The organism is Soonwooa purpurea, assembly GCF_053891095.1.
In genome coordinates this window covers 407,598-427,429 of sequence record NZ_JBSSMA010000001.1, presented here as the reverse complement: position 1 = coordinate 427,429, position 19,832 = coordinate 407,598, and the positions used below count along the sequence as shown (strand labels likewise).

12 protein-coding genes, 1 tRNA gene and 1 CRISPR repeat array are annotated in these 19,832 nt (G+C 34.7%); of the genes, 11 read left to right on the top strand and 2 right to left on the bottom strand.

Annotated features, from left to right (window positions below):
• The first annotated feature begins 3 nt into the window (after nt 1-3).
• The 3 genes from ACVFVN_RS01810 to fmt all read left to right on the top strand — a co-directional run bounded on the left by ACVFVN_RS01810 (nt 4) and on the right by fmt (nt 4,364).
• Nucleotides 4-1,428, top strand: a complete 1,425-nt coding sequence (locus tag ACVFVN_RS01810; RefSeq protein WP_165133370.1) for an OmpA family protein — start codon at nt 4-6, stop codon at nt 1,426-1,428.
• An 86-nt stretch (nt 1,429-1,514) separates the two neighbouring features.
• On the top strand, nt 1,515-3,416 hold the full coding sequence (locus ACVFVN_RS01805) for a RecQ family ATP-dependent DNA helicase (RefSeq protein WP_456233921.1): 1,902 nt from the start codon (nt 1,515-1,517) through the stop codon (nt 3,414-3,416).
• Nucleotides 3,417-4,364: a methionyl-tRNA formyltransferase gene (gene fmt, locus ACVFVN_RS01800; RefSeq protein ID WP_456233920.1), complete on the top strand. Its 948-nt coding sequence runs from the start codon at nt 3,417-3,419 to the stop codon at nt 4,362-4,364.
• Between the two features lie 22 nt (nt 4,365-4,386).
• Here the strand turns inward: fmt and ribB are convergent, their stop codons facing one another.
• The gene (ribB, locus tag ACVFVN_RS01795; protein WP_165133364.1) at nt 4,387-5,508 is read right to left on the bottom strand and encodes a 3,4-dihydroxy-2-butanone-4-phosphate synthase; all 1,122 of its coding nucleotides are present in this window, start codon (nt 5,506-5,508) and stop codon (nt 4,387-4,389) included.
• A gap of 201 nt (nt 5,509-5,709) precedes the next feature.
• Between ribB and ACVFVN_RS01790 the strand changes: the two genes are divergently transcribed.
• Both ACVFVN_RS01790 and ACVFVN_RS01785 read left to right on the top strand, forming a co-directional pair.
• Nucleotides 5,710-5,780 (top strand) — tRNA-Cys (locus ACVFVN_RS01790).
• A gap of 446 nt (nt 5,781-6,226) precedes the next feature.
• Nucleotides 6,227-7,552 (top strand): hydroxymethylglutaryl-CoA synthase family protein, encoded by a 1,326-nt coding sequence (locus ACVFVN_RS01785; protein WP_456233919.1) that lies wholly within the window; start codon nt 6,227-6,229, stop codon nt 7,550-7,552.
• A 51-nt stretch (nt 7,553-7,603) separates the two neighbouring features.
• Here the strand turns inward: ACVFVN_RS01785 and ACVFVN_RS01780 are convergent, their stop codons facing one another.
• On the bottom strand, nt 7,604-8,527 hold the full coding sequence (locus ACVFVN_RS01780; RefSeq protein ID WP_456233918.1) for an AraC family transcriptional regulator: 924 nt from the start codon (nt 8,525-8,527) through the stop codon (nt 7,604-7,606).
• A 255-nt stretch (nt 8,528-8,782) separates the two neighbouring features.
• Between ACVFVN_RS01780 and ACVFVN_RS01775 the strand changes: the two genes are divergently transcribed.
• From ACVFVN_RS01775 to cas2, 6 genes are all read left to right on the top strand, one after another.
• The gene (locus tag ACVFVN_RS01775; protein WP_165133342.1) at nt 8,783-10,294 is read left to right on the top strand and encodes an aldehyde dehydrogenase family protein; all 1,512 of its coding nucleotides are present in this window, start codon (nt 8,783-8,785) and stop codon (nt 10,292-10,294) included.
• A gap of 331 nt (nt 10,295-10,625) precedes the next feature.
• Complete coding sequence (locus ACVFVN_RS01770; RefSeq protein WP_456233917.1) at nt 10,626-11,000, top strand: DUF779 domain-containing protein; 375 nt, start codon at nt 10,626-10,628, stop codon at nt 10,998-11,000.
• Nucleotides 11,001-11,106: 106 nt separating this feature from the next.
• Nucleotides 11,107-12,360, top strand: a complete 1,254-nt coding sequence (locus ACVFVN_RS01765) for a chloride channel protein (RefSeq protein ID WP_456233916.1) — start codon at nt 11,107-11,109, stop codon at nt 12,358-12,360.
• 409 nt (nt 12,361-12,769) lie between these two features.
• Complete coding sequence (cas9, locus tag ACVFVN_RS01760) at nt 12,770-17,152, top strand: type II CRISPR RNA-guided endonuclease Cas9 (RefSeq protein ID WP_456233915.1); 4,383 nt, start codon at nt 12,770-12,772, stop codon at nt 17,150-17,152.
• The gene (gene cas1 / locus ACVFVN_RS01755) at nt 17,149-18,042 is read left to right on the top strand and encodes a type II CRISPR-associated endonuclease Cas1 (RefSeq protein WP_165133285.1); all 894 of its coding nucleotides are present in this window, start codon (nt 17,149-17,151) and stop codon (nt 18,040-18,042) included. Before cas9 ends, cas1 begins: the two co-directional genes overlap by 4 nt.
• Nucleotides 18,043-18,249: 207 nt before the next feature.
• Nucleotides 18,250-18,588, top strand: a complete 339-nt coding sequence (gene cas2 / locus ACVFVN_RS01750; RefSeq protein WP_165133282.1) for a CRISPR-associated endonuclease Cas2 — start codon at nt 18,250-18,252, stop codon at nt 18,586-18,588.
• Between the two features lie 271 nt (nt 18,589-18,859).
• Nucleotides 18,860-19,830: direct repeats of the CRISPR family, unit length 47 nt; unit sequence GTTGTGTTGTATCCCAAAGATACTGAAAAATGAAAGCAATTCACAAC.
• Nucleotides 19,831-19,832: the final 2 nt, after the last annotated feature.

The window sequence follows — 19,832 nt, the reverse complement described above, 5'->3', positions numbered from 1 at the left end:
AATATGAAAAGAAGTATATTCACATTAGTAGTGCTTACAGGTATATTATCACCTGTATGTTACAATGCTCAGCAAGATAGTATTACTACAGATAGTATAACCAGCGAAGCTTATCAACCATTTACGCAAAGTTCTAAAAGATTTAATGATTGGGCAGTTTCTGCAGGGGTAGGTACAGCTTTGATACAAACAGGTAACCTAACTTCAATTAACAATGGGGCAGGTAAGAATATGTTTGGATACTCTGCCTATTTTAGTGTTGACAAGGCAATTACACACGCGTTTGGCTTAAAGCTACAATACGATAAAGGAGAAACAAGACAAGGAAATGCCAATACAAAAGATCATGTTGATAATAGTTTAGCTGGTAGAACACAATACGATGCTATCTCTTTATTAGCTGATGTTAATATCTCTAATTTATTAAGAAGAGTGGATAACAAATCCAACTTTAGATGGGCATTACATGGCTACGTTGGTGCAGGTACGTTGGCTTACCGTGCATATTTACAAGAGCCAGGTAAAGCATATAACCAAAGCTTAGTGACAGAAGTAAAACCTTTTAAACTAGGTTCTCTGTTCGCACAGTTTGGTTCAGGTGTTAAATACAGAATGGCAAAATCTTGGGATGTGGAAGCCCGTGCAATGTATGTTGTGACAAATGACAATACTTTTGATGGTGCTATCAACGGCTATCAAACAAAAACCAATAAAACTTCTGATAATATGCTAACCGCTTCACTTGGGGTAACATATAATATTGGAAAACATCAATCTCACTTATTCTGGCATGACCCATTACAAGAAATTTATTACAAATTAGACGTATTAGCTGACAAGTCAGAAGATGTTGAAGTGTGTAAAAAAGGTGATGCCGATAACGATGGCGTTTGCGATGATTGGGATAGACAACTTGACACTCCCGCTGGTGCAAGAGTTGATGGTTCTGGTGTAGCATTAGATGCAGATCTAGACGGTGTTATTGACCTTTACGATAAATGTGTTACCGTTCCTGGTCCTGTGGAAAACAATGGTTGTCCTATTGAGAAAATTAAAAATAATAATAACGTAACTGAAAATGTATTAGAACTAAAAGGCATTGAGTTTAATCTTAACTCAGACAAAATATTGCCTGCAAATACACCGATTCTTCAAAACGCTATTAAAACCATTAACCAATCTAGTGGATCATATCTAATTGTTGGTGCAACAGATACAAGAGGTACAACAGCATACAACCAAAATCTTTCAGAAAGAAGAGCAGGTAATGTGAAAAACTATTTGGTGAAAAATGGTGCAGATTCTTCTAAACTTCAAACAATCGGTAAAGGTGAAAAAGATCTTCTTTATCCAGAATGTGAACCAGCAACTAAATGTCCAGAATGGAAAAATAGAGCAAACAGAAGAGTATATTTCGAAGCGAAATAATTTTTAAAAAAATAACTTATAAACCGTTGGATTTTTTCAGCGGTTTTTTATTTTTTTCAAACTTAGCTTTTATGTAATTTTATAGCATGAATGTCGATAGTCACTTAACAAATATATTACACGAAAATCTCCAAAAATATTGGGGCTATTCGCAGTTTCGTGAAGATCAGGAAGCTATTATTTCTTCTGTTGTACAAGGGCATGATGTTTTGGCATTGTTGCCAACAGGCGGTGGAAAATCGCTTTGCTATCAGCTGCCCGCTATTATTTTAGAAGGGACTTGTTTGGTTATTTCGCCACTTTTAGCTTTGATAAAAGATCAAGTTTCATCTTTAGAAGAACTCGGGATAGAAGCAGAATTTCTTAGTTCAGAGCTTGATGATGCCGAAGTTGAAGATGTCTTCACCAGATGTATCGAAGGTTTTACTAAAGTCTTGTACGTGTCACCAGAACGTCTCAAAAATCAGGAGTTTTTACGACGAATTCCAGAGATTAATATTTCGTTTATTGCCGTTGATGAAGCGCATTGTATTTCAGAATGGGGACAAGATTTTCGACCAAGTTATCAGAATATCAAATTCTTTCGAGAAGAATTTAAAAATGTACCTTTGCTGGCTTTAACCGCTACAGCAACGTCAGAGGTTGTGGAAGAAATTGTCGCCAAGCTTTCGCTTAAAAAAGTTCAAATTTTTAAAAAAAGTTTTGAACGCAACAATCTCAATATTATTTCGGTAAACATCACCGACAAATATCAAAAAATAAAAGATTTTCTCCTTCAAAATAGAACAGCGGGGATTATCTATACAAGAACCCGAAAAGAAGCTGAAGAACTTTCCCGTTTTCTCCAAAATTCTGGCTTGGAGCAGGTTAATTTTTATCATGCTGGACTTCCAAGAAAAGATAAAGAACGATTGCAGAAACAATGGCAAGCTAGTCATTCTAGAGTTTTGGTATCTACAAATGCTTTTGGAATGGGGATTGATAAAGACAATGTTCGATTTGTTATTCATTTTTCACCATCGGCTTCCATCGAAAATTATTATCAAGAAATTGGGCGTGCTGGTCGAGATGGAGAAGAGTCGATTGCTTATCTTTTTTGGAATGATCAAGAACTTCAGGAGTTTGATGCTATTTTAAAAAATCAAATCCCGACTAAAGTTGAGTATCAATCAATTCTTCGTTATTTGTATTCCATCTACCAAATTGCAGAACATGATTTGCCAGAAAAAATGTTCACTTTGAAAATTGACCGTGTCAAAAATCTAAGCAAAACCTCAAGAGCAAAAATCCTGAATGTTCTTAATTTCTTGCACAATCAAGAGCTTATTTATTACAAAAATACCTGGAGTCCTTCGACGATTGAGTCTTTGGTACAAGCAGACAATATCGATTTGTTACCTGCAAAAGACGCTCATTTTTTAGAACTTTTGTATCGTACAGTTTCTGGTTTGGGATCGGGAAAAGTACATTTCAGTGAAAAAAGTTTCTGTGAGAAGCATCATTTTGATTCTGTGCTTTTTAAAGAAAGGTTAGAAGATATGCAGAAAGCTGGACATTTAGAATATTTTGACGGAGCCAATCATGCGGTTCGGTTTTTAAAACCAAGAGATGAAAATCGTTTGTTCGGTTTCTATTGGAAATTGTTTTCAGAAATTCAGGAGAACAAACTAAAAAAATGGAAACAAATGAAGTTTTATGTAACGAGCCAGGATTATTGCCGTATGAGGCTTATTCTTCGTTATTTTGATGAGAAAAATGCGAAAGATTGTGGCAAATGTGATTTTTGCCAAAAGAAATTGCCAATAGCATCTAACACGCTTCTCAACGATATTTTATTACAGTTAACACACCAACCAAGAACTTTGGTAGAGTTGGTTGCTATTTTCAAAATTCACTCGAGAGAAAAAATATTAGAAAATTTAATTTTCCTTTTAGATTTAGGAAAAATCAGAATGTTGAATTACAAAACCTATACTATAAATTCATAAATGAAAAGTTTAAAAGTTGTTTTTTTAGGAACACCAGAATTTGCGAGAACAAGTCTAGAGGCCATCCATGAGTCGCATCACGACGTGGTTGGCGTGATAACAGCGACGGATAAAGCCAGTGGAAGAGGACAAAAAGTAAATGCTTCGCCTGTCAAAATGTATGCTGAAGAGCAAAATCTTAAATTATTTCAGCCAGAAAAATTGAGAAACCCAGAATTTTTGGAAGAAATAAAATCTCTGAATGCCGATGTTTTTGTCGTTGTCGCATTTAGAATGATGCCGCAGATGTTGTTTTCGATTCCTACGATGGGAACTTTCAATTTGCATGCGTCTTTGTTGCCAGATTATCGCGGTGCGGCACCTATTAATTTTGCAGTCATCAATGGCGAAGCCAAAACTGGAGCAACCACCTTTTTTATTAATGAAAAAATTGATGAAGGCAATATTCTTCTTCAACAAGATATTGATGTTTTGCCCGAGGATAATGCTGGATCGCTTCATGATAAACTGATGGTAATGGGCGCAGAATTGGTCGTGAAAACTTTGAATGGTCTTGCAGAAGGCAATCTTAAAGAGCATCCGCAGCCAGAAAAAGAACATCCCAAAACGGCTTACAAGATTTTTAAAGATGATTTAAAAATTAATTGGAATCAAAAAGGAGAAGTTATTCACAATTTCGTGCGAGGAATGTCGCCTTATCCGACGGCTTTTACGATTTTGAATATTGATAATGAAGAAAAGTCATTGAAGATTTTTAAAGGCCATTTTGAAGAACTATCGCATTCTGATACTTCGGGAACAATTCATATTTCGAAAAATGAATTTAAAATAGCAACACCAGATGGTTATTATTTTCCTGAAGAATTGCAATTGCAAGGGAAAAAGAAAATGCTTCTTAAGGATTTCTTAAATGGTTTTAGAAATTTTGATCAAATAAAAATGGCTTAGTTTACTAAGCCATTTTGGTTTTTTATAAAGGAATCATCTCGGTGACTTCGACATCGTAGCCTCCAATCATTGGTTTTAGATTTGGGTTTTGAGAAATGACTTTAAATTTGTTAATGCCTAGATCTTTCAAAATCTGCGTTCCGATACCATAATCTCTAAAGTTAGCAGGAATTGTCGGATATTGTTCGTGCCCGTTTTGGAAGTTTAAAAATTGTTGCAACTTTCTTAAAGTCGTTTCTGTATTTGATACGTTGTTAATAAATACAATTGCGCCTTTGCCTTCTTTGTTGATAAGGTCCGTCACTTTTTCTAAAAGCAGTTGCTCACCATTGTTAAGACGGCTTAATACGTCAAAATAAGAGCTTGATGATTGTACGCGGATCATAACGGGTTCATCCTCTGTCCAAGAGCCTTTTGTTAATGCAAAATGGATTTGCTCTGTTGGTTTTTCTTCAAAGGCGTAAAATTTGAATTCGCCATAATGTGTTTTCACATCGCGCTCTTCAATACGTTCTACAATAGTCCCTTTTCTTAGTCTGTAATGGATAAGGTCTTCGATAGAAACGATTTTTAAATCATGTTTTTTCCCGAATTCTATTAAATCTGGAACGCGCGACATGCTGCCATCTTCGTTCATGATTTCACAAATCACACCACCTTCTTTTAGGCCGGCCAATTTTGTTAAATCAATTGCTGCTTCGGTGTGACCAGCTCTTTTCAAAACACCACCTTCTTTCGAGCGTAATGGGAAAATGTGGCCGGGACGCATAAGATCTGTAGGTTTTGTCGAAGGATCCATTATTGCTTTTATGGTTTTGGCTCTATCACTTGCAGATATCCCCGTAGTTGTACCTTTTCCTAGAAGGTCAACAGAAACGGTAAAGGCTGTTTCTTTAGGATCTGTAGAGTTGCTCACCATAGAATGTAGCTCTAGCTCATCACAACGTTTTTCTGTAAGAGGCATACAGATAAGACCTCTTGCATGGATGGTCATGAAATTAATAGTTTCCGTAGTAATCAATTCCGCTGCAGCTACTAGATCGCCTTCGTTTTCACGATTTTCGTCATCTACAACGATAATCATTTTACCTTGGCGCAAATCTTCGAGAGCTTCTGGGATGTTATTGAGTTGGAATTTTTCCATTTTTATTTTAGATTTTTGATTATACAAAGATAAGGATATTGTAATAATTTTTATTAATATAATCGCTCTATTAGTTTTAATAGTAGGTGTTAAAACACATCTAATGATTTTTTATCATTGAAAATCAGGGCTTGAAGTAAAAAATATCCAAAAGCCTTTTGAAATCAAGAAATATTCATTAGATTTGCAAACCAAATAAAGGGTGCTTTGGCCGAGTGGCTAGGCAGTGGTCTGCAACACCATCTACAGCGGTTCGAATCCGCTAGGCACCTCAATTAAAAACCCTAATCTATTGATAACAAATAGTTTAGGGTTTTTTGTTTTTAAAGTGTGTCAACATTTGTGTCAACAATCTGAAAAAGTATAAGTTTGTCAAGTTTTTATAATGTGGTTTTTGATTATTCCTAATTGTTGTGCGATCTGTTTTGTAGTTGTATAAACGCTATAAAGCCCGATAAATACAGCTAAAAAGCAAAGCCGTCAGTTGGTGCGCACGCGTTGTCTCGTCTGTGCGCACGCGTCAAGTCACCGATGCGCATCCGTTAAGCCTTCTGTGCGCAGAGAATAAAATTCGCTTCCAAAACAAGGAAAGAGAGCGTCAGGTTTTGGAAACAAATTAGTCCATTGCGATCCTAAAATATGGAATTTCTATATTTTTCTCACTTATTTTTAAGTTTAAAATTGCGGTATTTTATAACTTCGTGCAAATTTTAAGAAGATGAACATTGGTGTTGAAGCAGCGAGTTATTACATCCCACATTTATATTTAGAAATAAAAGAACTTGCAAATCAAAGAAATATTGACCCTTTAAAACTTGAAAAAGGCCTAGGCCTACACAAGATGGCCATGCCCGATGTCCACGAGGATACCGCGACAATGGCGGCAGAAGCGCTTCTGAAACTTATTCAAGATTTTAAAATTAATCCCAAAGACATTGCACGGCTTTATCTAGGTACAGAAAGTGCGCTAGATGCTGCAAAACCTACGGCGACGATTGCTGTTAGTATGTTAGAAAAGGCTTTGTCAGAAAGCTTTGGAGAAAGATGTTTCAAAAATTGCGATGTGGTGGACATGACTTTTGCATGCATTGGCGGTGTGGATGCGTTGCAAAATGCCCTCGATTTTGTGCGCGTTAATCCTACTAAAAAGGCGATTGTTGTGGCTTCCGATTATGCTAAATACGAGTTGGCTTCGGGAGGCGAATATACCCAAGGCGCTGGCGCTGTGGCGTTGTTAATTTCTGCTAAACCAGATCTTTTGCAGATTGATAATTTTTGGGGCGTCGGGACAGAAAGTGTTTACGACTTCTTCAAGCCCCGTCGTGCTTTCAAAAAAGAAGACCTCCAAAATGCCCCAGAAACTTTTCCTGACAAAATAGAAGTTTTTTCTGACGAACCTGTTTTCGATGGACATTATTCTAACGCGTGTTTTAAAAACCGAATTAAAGAGGCTTACAATCATTTTAAACAAGAAAAAAACATAGCAACAAAGGCTTTTGAAGATTGGCGTTTTTTGATTTTCCATTTGCCTTATGCCTTTCATGGAAAACGTGTGTTTCCAGAGTTGTTTGCCATAGAAAACAACTTAGAATACGAGTCGAATGAAGCGCTGAAAGCGGTTTCCAATAGTGACGTTTATAAAGATCTTGTCCAACAAAAAATAGAATATTCTCAGCGTGCTTCTTCCGAAATCGGAAATATGTACACGGCTTCAATTTTTATGGCATTATTGTCCGCGCTACAAACTGCTTTTAACGAACATGAAGAATTATCGGGTCAACAACTAGGATTCTTCGCGTATGGAAGTGGGTCGAAGGCCAAAGTTTTTGAAGCCAAAATTGGTGAGAATTGGAAATCGGTGGTGTCGACTTGGGATTTGTTTGAGGTGTTAAAAAATCGTCGAAGTATTGATTTTGAAACCTACGAAAAGCTTCACCGTAAACAATTAGAAACTTCTATTAATCCTGAGAGAAAAGCGTTCAGATTAGATTTTATTGAACAAGAAAATCCTGTTTTGAAAGGCGCGAGATATTACAAATTTTAATACAAAATATACCGATTTATTATAAAAGTATAAAGCCTCATTGTGGGGCTTTTATTGTAATATTATACTCTTGTTTTGGAAAGATTTAGGCGTAATTCCTTCAAATTGCTTAAAAACTCTTGTGAAATAATTGGTGTCTGTAAAACCTGTTTGGAAGGCTACTTCTTTGATGCTAAATTGGTTTTTTAGAAGTTCTTTGGCTTTGTTTATCCGTTCTTTTAAAATAAAATCATTCGGAGAAAGTCCAAATTCTTGTTTAAACATTTTAAAGAAATTCGAATGGCTCACGTAAGCCATTTTTGCCATTTGGTCGATATTGAGTTTTTGGTGAAGATTTTTTCTGATATAATCGACTACAAAGCCCATCCGCGATTGGGTTTTATTAAGATGTTGTTCTAGCATTTTGCTGCCTTGCGTTTGCATAAGACGGATAAGAAGTTCTTTTAGAGCAAAATCTGCCATCAGATCTTTGTGCGTGTTATCGTCCATGGCAATCCGCATAAGATTATTAGTTGCAGAAGCTAGAGAAGGCGTGTTGAACAGAAAATACTCGTCGTATTGAAGGTCCCAAGAATTACTTTCATCAACTTTTGGATTATACAGATTAAGGTTTTGGAGCGTGTTTTCTATAAATTCCGCATTAAGGCTCAAAGAAATACATTGCGAAGGCGATAGGTCTGCTTCTGGAAAATCGATAATCATGGTACCGCCTGGCGACATTAAAACACTTTCTCCTGGGAGATATTCAAAATAGTCTGATTTGCCATCTAGTTTTAATCGTTTTTTTCCACGCAGCATCGCAGTAAAAGCAAGTTCCTCAAAATGTAATTTTACATTAAAAGCACTTTGGTGGGTTTCATAAATACTAAACTCACAATTTTCTAGCGTGTACGAGGTTTTGTTTTCAACCAAGTTGCCGAGTTGTTTTTCCTTTAATAAAGCTGGTTGATAAATGTATGATTTCTGGCGAGCCATAATGTCTTTTCTTAAAAACTTATTTGATAAAAATATAAAATATTTATTGAAAATAATTCTAAAGTTTTGTTAATGAAATTCTAAATTTTATATTAAAAATAGAATTTTGCTATAAATATGTAGGATTGTGCTATGTGATTTATAAGTTTAAAATTAACTTCGGTATTCTGAAAGTTATTCTGCGAAAAATTATGACTTTTCCAAAAGTAATTTAAGATATAGAATTAATACAAACAATACAAAAATAAAATCATTATGAGCACAAGCAATGTAATACAAAGACCAGATTTTAAAGCTAAATATGACAATTATATCGGTGGAAAATTTACGGCGCCCGTTTTGGGAAAGTATTTTGATGTCGTTTCGCCAGTTGACGGAAAAGTGTTTACGCAAGTTGCACATTCTGCAAAAGAAGATTTAGATTTGGCGGTAGATGCTGCTGCAAAAGCTTTTGAAACCTGGGGAAAAACTTCTGCAACACAACGCAGTATTATTTTGAACAAAATTGCAGATAGAATAGAAGAAAATCTTCAATACATCGCAGCTGTGGAAACTATAGATAATGGTAAAGCGGTGCGAGAAACGCTCAATGCGGATATACCTTTGGCGGTGGATCATTTTAGGTATTTTGCGAGTGTTATTCGTGCTGAAGAAGGTTCTCATAACGAGTTGGATAAAGATACCGTTTCGTTGATTGTTCATGAACCTTTAGGAGTAATTGCTCAAATTATCCCTTGGAATTTTCCAATATTAATGGCGGTTTGGAAATTGGCTCCAGCTTTAGCTGCTGGAAATTGTGTGGTTTTAAAACCTGCAGAAAGTACACCAGTTTCTATTATGGTGTTAATGGAATTAATAGGCGATTTAATTCCAGCCGGCGTAATTAATGTTGTTAATGGTTTTGGAGCAGAATTGGGAAGAGCTTTAGTAACTAATCCAAAAGTATCAAAAGCAGCATTTACAGGTTCTACAGCAACGGGAAGATTAGTAATGCAATATGCCACAGAAAATATTATTCCAGTAACTTTAGAGTTGGGAGGAAAATCTCCAAATGTATTTTTTAGCTCTGTGATGGATCATGATGATGAGTTTTTAGATAAAGCCATTGAAGGAGCTGTTTTGTTCGCTTTAAATCAGGGTGAAATTTGTACTTGTCCATCAAGATTATTAATTCAAGAAGATATTTATGAAGCATTTATCGCGAGAGTTGTTGAAAGAGTAAATGCCATTAAAACAGGAAATCCGTTGGATCCAACGGTGATGATGGGAGCACAAGCTTCACAAATTCAAAAAGATAAAATTATGTCTTACATCCAATTAGGCAAAGAAGAAGGAGCAGAAGTGCTGACTGGAGGAGACGCAAATAATCTTGGAGATGGTTGTGAGAGTGGTTATTATATTAAGCCAACCTTGTTTAAAGGGCATAATAAAATGAGAATTTTCCAAGAAGAGATTTTCGGACCTGTTTTAGCGGTAACCACCTTTAAAGATGAAGCCGAAGCAATAGAAATTGCTAATGATACCATTTACGGATTAGGGGCTGGAGTTTGGACGCGAGATGCCCATCAGCTATATACCGTGCCAAGAGCTATTCAGGCGGGAAGAGTTTGGGTAAATCAATATCACTCTTATCCAGCAGGAGCGCCTTTTGGTGGATACAAACAATCGGGTATCGGTCGAGAAAACCATAAAATGATGTTGGATCACTATCGTCAAACCAAAAATATGTTGATTTCTTACAATAAGAATAAATTAGGCTTTTTCTAATTAATAATTAATGGGGGCGTGCCACTTGGTTGCTTTATGTAGACTTATATGTTATTGTTGATTTGATTTGTTATAATAATTAGTTTGCAACCAAGTGTCGGTCTACGCGCAGTCGCTGTGGGAGGTTCGTTTCCTCCGCTACGCTCCGGAACCTCGCCTCCCACGAGCTCCCACAATGCGCTTCGCCCTCACGCGTACAAAATTTGTTAAAAATTAAGCCAGGTTCAAGTGGTAGAATGTTGCTTATCATTTGTATGTAATTATGTAATTTGTGTTTTGACCTGGCTAGAAATTAGTCAGGTCTTTTTCATTAACTTTAAATAAAAATAAAATGATTTCAAGATTAGATGTTACAGATAAAGCCTTAGAAGTTATTCGTCAATTGGAAGAACAGCATGGTCCTTTAATGTTTTATCAAGCAGGAGGATGTTGCGAGGGAACCCAACCGCAGTGCTTCGAAAAAGGTGGTTTTTTCCCAAGAATGAATGATGTTTTAATAGGTCATGTAAAAGATTATGAATTTTGGGTGGATAGAGATTTGTTCGAGTATTGGAAATATTCACATTTTACGTTGGATGTTTTGGACGGTTTTGGTCCTGGTGGTTTTTCTTTGGAGAGCCCTTTGGGAAAGACTTTCAAAGTCCACTATCGACTTTTTACAGCAGAAGAGTTGGAAGATTTAGAACCTGTAAAAAGAAATGATTAGGGTTTAGAACAAGCTTTTAAATGAAATCTAAAACAATAAAATCTTAAAAAATATTTGATAGAAAATTGATCATCAGTTACCTTTGTTGAAATTTGCAATTTCAGATATGGACAGACTCAAAATTCAAAGACATTATTATTTTAAATTAATTGTTTCTGCAATAATAGTTGCGTTGGTGGCTTCGGCAATGTCTTGGTTATTAAAGTATATCACGATTTATTTTCAAGAATATTTATATGATTTTGCTAAAGAAAAATCTTTTCTGTTCATTATTTTTCCAACAATAGGGATTACAGCCATTTATTTTTTAAGGAAATATCTTTTCAAAAACCGCAAGAATAAAGGCATCACGGAAATTTATAAAACAGTGGATCAAAGAAAAGATCATTTACCCGCTTTTAAAATTCCGTCCCATTTTTTAAATGGTTTCCTTACGGTAATTTTTGGAGGTTCCACAGGAATTGAAGTTTCTACAGTAGTTGCAAGTGCTACGGTGGGAAATGTAGCTTACGAAAAGCGTTTTTCTGCTAATGTTTATAAATTGGAATTAATTTGTGCAGGCGTGGCAGCGGGCGTTTCTGTTTTATTCGGAAGTCCCATTGTAGGATTTTTATTCGCTGTTGAAGTAATAGCTAGGAAACTTACCAAAACTTTATTTTTAAGTTGTTTTGCGGCGAGTCTTGTGGCTTGGGTTTTCTTGTATTTCACGAAAAGTGAAACAGTATTTTCGGCATCTATCACAGATTGGAGTTGGTCAGCACTTCCTTTTTTTGTTATTCTAAGTTTATTGGGAGGTGTTTTATCGGTTTACTTCACGTTTTTAGTAACAAGGATTAAGGATTTGTTTGCGGGAATTCACAATAACTTTTTGAGGGTGAATTTAGGAGCTCTCGTTGTGGGTTCGCTTATTTTTGTGTTTCCTTTTTTATATGGCGATAGCTATCATTCCCTGAATGAACTTTTGCAACATCCACATGAATTTTCTTTATTATTTTTGGTGTTGTTAATATTTTTAAAACCTATTGCTTCGGCTTTAACCCTTGGTGCAGGAGGCGATGGTGGTGTTTTTGCCCCTAGTATTGTGGTGGGAGCATTTTTAGGTTTTGGATTTGCATTTTTTTGCAACCATTATTTCGGGACGTCTTTAATTTACCTTAATTTTATGTTGGTAGGTGCAGCAGCTACTTTATCGGCTTCTATTTATGCGCCTTTCACGGCTTTGTTTTTAGTCTGTAATTTAGCTCCGAACGGATATGCATTGTTTTTTCCTATTTTGGTGGGAAGTTTTATTGCTAAACATTTTGCTCAACAACTTCTTCCTTACAATGTTTACACCTACAATTTAGAAACTAATAAATAACAAAAATTCAGCTCCTGAGAGCTGAATTTTTTATTTAACAAATACAGTTTTCAATATTTTCAATTCTTACAGTTTTTACGATTCACTTCACTTTCGAATTTTATAATTGATTTCGTTTTAAGAATTCACGAAACATTTAGACATAAAAAAAGGCGAGTTGCCCCACCTTGAATGTTTTTATTTTTATAGGTGATATTTACGGAAAACCGTAATGATATTCAATAAATTATTATTATTTTTAACATTTCTCAAAAATGATTTTTTAAAAAAATTTAAACAAAAAAATAGCAACTGCCGAGGTAGTTGCTTAGATATCTAAGAATAGATAATTTTTCTACGGCTTATAGCCTTGTTGTGAATTGTCTTTCAGTTACAAATATAATAAAAATAAATTTAAAAACAAATAATTATGGCAAAAATTGGACTAGATATTGGAAGTTCGTCAGCTGGCTGGTTTATAGATAAAGATAAAAAAGGAGTTGTAACATTTAATACGGGAATGACTAAAGGAACTTCTGGTTATACATCACCTACAAAAGATAGAAGGAAAGATCGTTCTAAACGAAATCTGATAAAGGCTCGTAAATATAGAAAATGGGAGTTGTTGAAAGTTTTGGCTGAGAATTATGCTCCTCTTGCTAAAAACGAAATTTTGAATTGGAGTTCATACCAAAAAGGAAAAGAAAGAAAGTTTCCTGAAAGTAAAAAGTTTTTGCAATGGTTAGCTTGTGATTTCACTTATGAAAATGGAGAAAAATATAAAAATCCATATGAATTAAGGGTAAAAGCATTGGATGGAAAATTGACAAATCACGAATTTGGTAGGGTGTTGTATCATTTGGTGCAAAGAAGAGGCTATAAAGATATTGGAGAAACGGACAAAGAAACTGAAAAGCAGTTAGAACGTCGTACTGAAGATGGTTTTAAGGCTTCTTTGGAAAATAACAGGTCTATAGCAGAGGCTTTACTAAATGATTTTCTATATAAAGGAAGACGAGCAAGAAATCAGTATCCTCTTCGTGAGGAATATGAAAATGAGTTCAATTTGATATGCAGTAAACAAGGCTACTCTATAGAAAAGATAAAAAAAGAAGTTTATAAAGATGATTTTGTAAACAAACTTTGGAAGGCGATAATTTGGCAGCGTCCTTTAAAAAGCCAAAAAGGAAGTATTGGGAAATGCACATTGGAACCTTCAAAATTACGTTGTCCTATTTCGCATCCCGCTTTTGAAATTTTTAGGGCATTGCAGTTTATTAATACCATTAAATATTTTGATGAAAATAACGAAAAACAAAGTATTAATGAGGAGTTGAAAAGTTTGTTATTCAATAATTTGTTTTTGAAAGCTGAAGGAAATTTTAAATTTCAAGAAGTTAAAGATTTATTGGATAAAAAAACAGAAAAACCTTATAAATACAATTATCCCATCAATCCCGAAAATGGAAAATATGAAACTTCTATTTCTGGAATGCCTGTTTGCAAAGGTTTGATTTCTTTGTTTGGAGATTTTGCGAAAACTGCCATTGGAGAAATTGAACAATATAATATAACTACAGCACCAAAAGTAATTAAAGGATATTCCATCTATGATTTATGGCATATAGTATTTGGTTCGGATGAACAGTACTTAGCAACATTTGCAATTGAAAAATTACAATTAGAAAATGTTAAAAGAAAACGAAAGGACGAACATTACGAAATCTCACCACTAGTTGAATTAAAAAGAAAATTTCTACAAGGTTATGCAGATTTGAGTATAAAAGCTATTAATAAAGTTATTCCGTTTTTGAAAGAAGGTTTTCTTTACAATGAAGCAGTTGTACTTGCGAAAATTCCTGAATTATTGAAAACAGATTGGGAAGCTTCTCGAAATACAATATTGGATTGCTTGTCTGATACGAATAAAGAATACAAAAGAAAACAACTTATTGCAACCATTGCCAATAATTTAGTAGATAAACATAAAGGGCAAACTAGAGCAATGATTGATGGTAACGAAGATTCTACCTTCGCTTATAAAGATTCTTCATATCTATTAAAAGATGATGATGTTAACAGTATAAATGAAGCCTGTATTGCTCATTTTGGGGAGAAAACTTGGGAGAAATTTGATGATAAAGATAATCTGATACGGAATGTTGGTCTTGAATATCAAGAATATTTTTTCGATTCAAAACGAGCGTATAGGAAAGTACCTACAATAACTGAAATATTCAAAACATTTCTTTCCGACAAAGGAATTAATCTAAATGGAGAATTGTATCATCATTCCAACAGAGAAAATTTATACAACAGAAATTTGGTAACCAATTTCAAAACTGGAGAAAAGTTTCTTCCTAAGGATAAAAATACCAATATAGAAATTCTTCCAATTCCTCTTATTGATAGTATTAAAAACGCAATGTTCAACAAATCGATGAGCGTTGTAAGAAAACTCTTGAATAAGTTAATTATTAATGGCGATATAGACCAAGATACTGAAGTAGTGATTGAGTTAGCTAGAGAGTTGAATGATAATAATAAGCGAATTGCCATTGAAAAGTATCAAAAGGAAAGAGCAGATAACAGAGAGAAAATACGACGTTTTTTGCAACAATACAAATCAGAGGAAAATCAATCTTTAAATGTTGAAGATAATATTGCGATTTTCGAATTGTGGTCGGAACAAATTTTTGAAGAAACTGAAGATGAAAATAAAAATATCGTAAAGAACGAAAATAGAATAAGGATATTAAAAGAAAAAGAAGATGTAAAACGATATGAGCTTTGGATGGAACAAAAAGGGCAGTGTATGTATACTGGTAAAATGATTTCAATAGCACAATTGTTTTCCAATGAAATTGATGTTGAACATACAATTCCAAGAAGTATTCTACCAGATAATACAATGGCAAATCAAACGGTTGCATTTGCAAAATACAATCGAGATATAAAAGAGGCAAGAACTCCGTATTATAGCGAAAATTATTCAAAAGATACACCAAATGGAACAAGTATTTCTCCAAGATTAGGAATTTGGCGAAAGTTGAGAAATTACTATGAAATTCAATATAATAGCAGAAAAAAAGCAAAAGGACCAGAAGATGAAGCTGCTAAAAACAAAAGAATTCAGGATAAGCATTATTATAAAATGCATTTTGAATATTGGGATGATAAACTAAGTCGTTTTGAAGCAGAAGAAATAAAAGACAGTTGGGCAAGAAGACAATTGGTAGATACCCAAATGGTGAGTAAATATGCAAGGGAATATCTAAAACTATATTTCAAAAAAGTTGCAGTACAAAAAGGTAGTGTGACAGCAGATTTCAGGAAAATTTTTGGATTTCAGGAACAAGATGAAATTAAGAGCAGAAATAAACATACCCATCATATTGTAGATGCCGCTGTACTTACAATGATACCTACAAATAGTAGTTACAGAGAAGAAATTTTGAAAGAATATTACTCTTCAGTAGAAAATAACGATAAAAGAAAATTAGCTGAGGTAAGAAGAAAGTTAATTCCTTATGGTTTTAACTCGCAAGATTTAATAAAAGAAATTGAAAATACCACTTTAGTAGTTAATTACCGCAAAGATAAAATTTTACAACAAACAAGTAAAGTTATACGACATCGTGGCAAAGTTCAATTTGTAAAAAATAGGGATGGAGAGTATGTTAAAGATGAATTAGGAAATAAAATCGTTAAAATAGCTAAAGGTGATACAATACGAAGTTCACTTTTTGCGCAAACCTATATCGGAAAAATAAAAGATGTAGAAAGAGATAAAAATAATAAAGCAAAAAGAGAAAATGGCGATTGGAAGTATAAAACAGGCAAAGATGAATTTTTATTTGTAGTTAGGAAGCCAATTGCAGATGTACTTTCTAAAATTGAAGATATTGTAGATCCTGTAATTAAAGAACTTGTAAGGGCTCAAAAAAATAATCAGGTTATTAAGGATTATCAAGGAAATATTATACGTCACGTTAGAATCAAAACTAAATCAGGAAGAGAAGTTAAAGAAAGACTTAACTATCAATCCAAATATGAATATAAAAATAAGTTCTATTCGGAAGCAGGTTCTGTTCCTTATGCAATTTTAGTTCAAAAGATTGTTGGAGATAAATTAGAAAAAGACTTGATTTTAGTTCCTTCTTTTGAAATCGCAAAAGAGTATAAAACAAACCATAAGTTTGATGTGCAAAATTATCTTCGTAGATATGACGCTACTAACAAATTAAATTATTCGAAATGGGATAAGGCACAATTACTAAATGTAGGGCAACGAGTAATTGTTTTAAATAATGATGAAGATTTTGAGGAAAGAAAAAATATAGAATTTCAAAAGAATAGACTTTATAAGATAACACAATTGGCTGATGGAAGTATTTATTTGAAGTATCACTTGGAAGCTACTGAGGATGGTGATATTGATAAAAATGTAAAATTAGAAAAAGATCAAATAGTTTTTGAATATGATAAAAAATATAACCTTCCTGATATTATTGAGGATGAATCAATAAATAATGTTGTAGATCGAAAGAAAAAGTTTGAAAAAGACAAATTTTCTTTTGTAGGATTAAATGATAACAGACTAAAACGATTAATTCCTTTTATGGGAATAGAAGGAGTTAAAAAATTAAAGAAAGAACTTGACCAATTTAAAAAACAGTCTTCGTTTATCGAGGTAGAAGGTAGTACACCTTTACTTAAAATGTCAAAAGAAAATTGGAATTATCTTTTTGAAGGAGAGGATTTCAATATGTCAATAGACGGACAAATAACTTGGAAAAATTATAATCCATGATTACCCGCTCCATTTACATCGGAAATCCCGCCTATCTGAAACTCAAAGATGAGCAGATGCATATTTTGTGTCCCCAAACCAAGGAAACAAAAGGGAAAGTTCCTGTGGAGGATTTGGGATTGCTGATGTTGGATCATTTTCAGATTACAGTTTCGCACCAGCTCATTCAGAAAATGATGGGCAATAATGTGGTGGTCATTAGTTGCGATGCGCATCATTTGCCACACGGAATTATGTTGCCTTTGTATGGACATTCCGAACATTCAGACCGCGTAAAAGATCAATTAGAAGCCAGCGAACCGCTGAAAAAGCAACTGTGGAAACAAACCATAGAATGCAAAATTGAAAACCAAACTGAAATCCTAAAAAGATTAGGGAATTATTTCGAGCCCATGCTCGAGTACAAAAATAATGTAAAAAGTGGCGATAGCACCAATATGGAAGGCATTGCGGCGCAACATTATTGGAAATACCTTATCAGTCACGATTTTTTAAGGCAACGCTTTGGCGATTCTCCCAATCAGTTTTTCAATTTCGGATATGCGGTGCTACGGTCAATGGTGGCGAGAGCTATTGTAGAAACGGGTTTGCTGCCCGTTTTGGGAATCTTTCACAAAAACAAATACAATCCGTATTGTTTGGCAGATGATGTGATGGAGCCGTATCGCCCTTTTGTCGATTTATTGGTGATGCAATGGTTGGATAAAAACCCAGAAACAGAGGATTTGACTAAAGAATTTAAAGCCCATCTTCTTCAAATCGCAACCATGGATGTGCAAATTGAAGACAAGAAAAGACCGCTGATGGTGGCTTTAAAAACAAGCGTTTCTTCTTTGTATAAATGTTACACGGGAGAAAAAAGAGTAATTTCCTATCCAGAATTGCCATGACTATTTTTGCTACTTGGGCGTGCCCCTTTGTTTTTCCAACGCTTAAACCAATAAGGTTTTCCCCAGCACGAAAACAAAGGGTCGGTCTACGTGCAGTCGCTGTGTTCGGCTCGTCGGCTGCGCTTCGCTCCTCCGCCTCACCTCACACGAGCTCCAACAATGCACTTCGCCCTCACGCGAAAGACTGTGTAAAACACCATTTTCACCATGAATTCCGAACGATTTAACGCCTATCGAATTATGTGGGTTTTAGTTTTATACGATTTACCAACCGACACCAAAGCCAATATGCGGGCCGCCAATCGGTTTCGGAAAGGTCTTATTGATGATGGATTTTCGTTGTTTCAGTTTTCCATGTATGTTCGTCATTGTCCCAGTCGAGAAAACGCCGAAGTTCATATCAAAAGAGTAAAACTCATGCTTCCCAAAGCTGGGAAAGTAGCCATTATGTGCATAACCGATAAGCAATTTGGAGACATTGAAATTTTCTTTGCCAGAAGCAAAGAAGAACCACCGCCCACTTTTCAACAACTCGAATTATTTTAATTTTTCGAATCCTAAAAACACCAAAAAACCACCTATAAACAGTGCTTTTTACCTTTTGAGGTTGTGTTGTATTTTAAAGCAACTCAAAAAATGAAATCCCGGAAGGGAATGCTGCGGACGGGATTCAGTGAAATGCAAAGGCGAAAGTATAGGCTGAACTAAAGCAATTCAAAAAATCTATAAAAATGTAAATGATTAAGGGAATAAATCCCATTTTTAAAATCCTATAAAACAAATAAACCTTCTGAAAAACAGAAGGTTAAGCTTTGAGGTTGTGTTGTATCCCAAAGATACTGAAAAATGAAAGCAATTCACAACTTGTGCGGCTAATTGGACGGCTTCCGCCTTGTTGTGTTGTATCCCAAAGATACTGAAAAATGAAAGCAATTCACAACTTATCTATCCATATTCCGTTATCGTCCCAAGTTGTGTTGTATCCCAAAGATACTGAAAAATGAAAGCAATTCACAACCGTATTCCTTCGGGCGCGACCATTCTAAGTGTTGTGTTGTATCCCAAAGATACTGAAAAATGAAAGCAATTCACAACTCTAGCGCGTCGCTGGAGAACTTTTGCCAAGTTGTGTTGTATCCCAAAGATACTGAAAAATGAAAGCAATTCACAACTCAGATAGGTCCGTCATATTATCCAAATGAGTTGTGTTGTATCCCAAAGATACTGAAAAATGAAAGCAATTCACAACTAATAAACATTCAACAGATAAAGAATCGGAGTTGTGTTGTATCCCAAAGATACTGAAAAATGAAAGCAATTCACAACCACTGTTCTATCATTATTTCAGCAACTCATGTTGTGTTGTATCCCAAAGATACTGAAAAATGAAAGCAATTCACAACAAAAGACGGTAACTACGCTTCTATATCTTTGTTGTGTTGTATCCCAAAGATACTGAAAAATGAAAGCAATTCACAACGGTAACAATAGAATATAACAACGAAAAGATGTTGTGTTGTATCCCAAAGATACTGAAAAATGAAAGCAATTCACAACTCTGAATGTATTTTGGCATATCAATAGGAGGTTGTGTTGTATCCCAAAGATACTGAAAAATGAAAGCAATTCACAACGGTAACAATAGAATATAACAACGAAAAGATGTTGTGTTGTATCCCAAAGATACTGAAAAATGAAAGCAATTCACAACTCTGAATGTATTTTGGCATATCAATAGGAGGTTGTGTTGTATCCCAAAGATACTGAAAAATGAAAGCAATTCACAACAG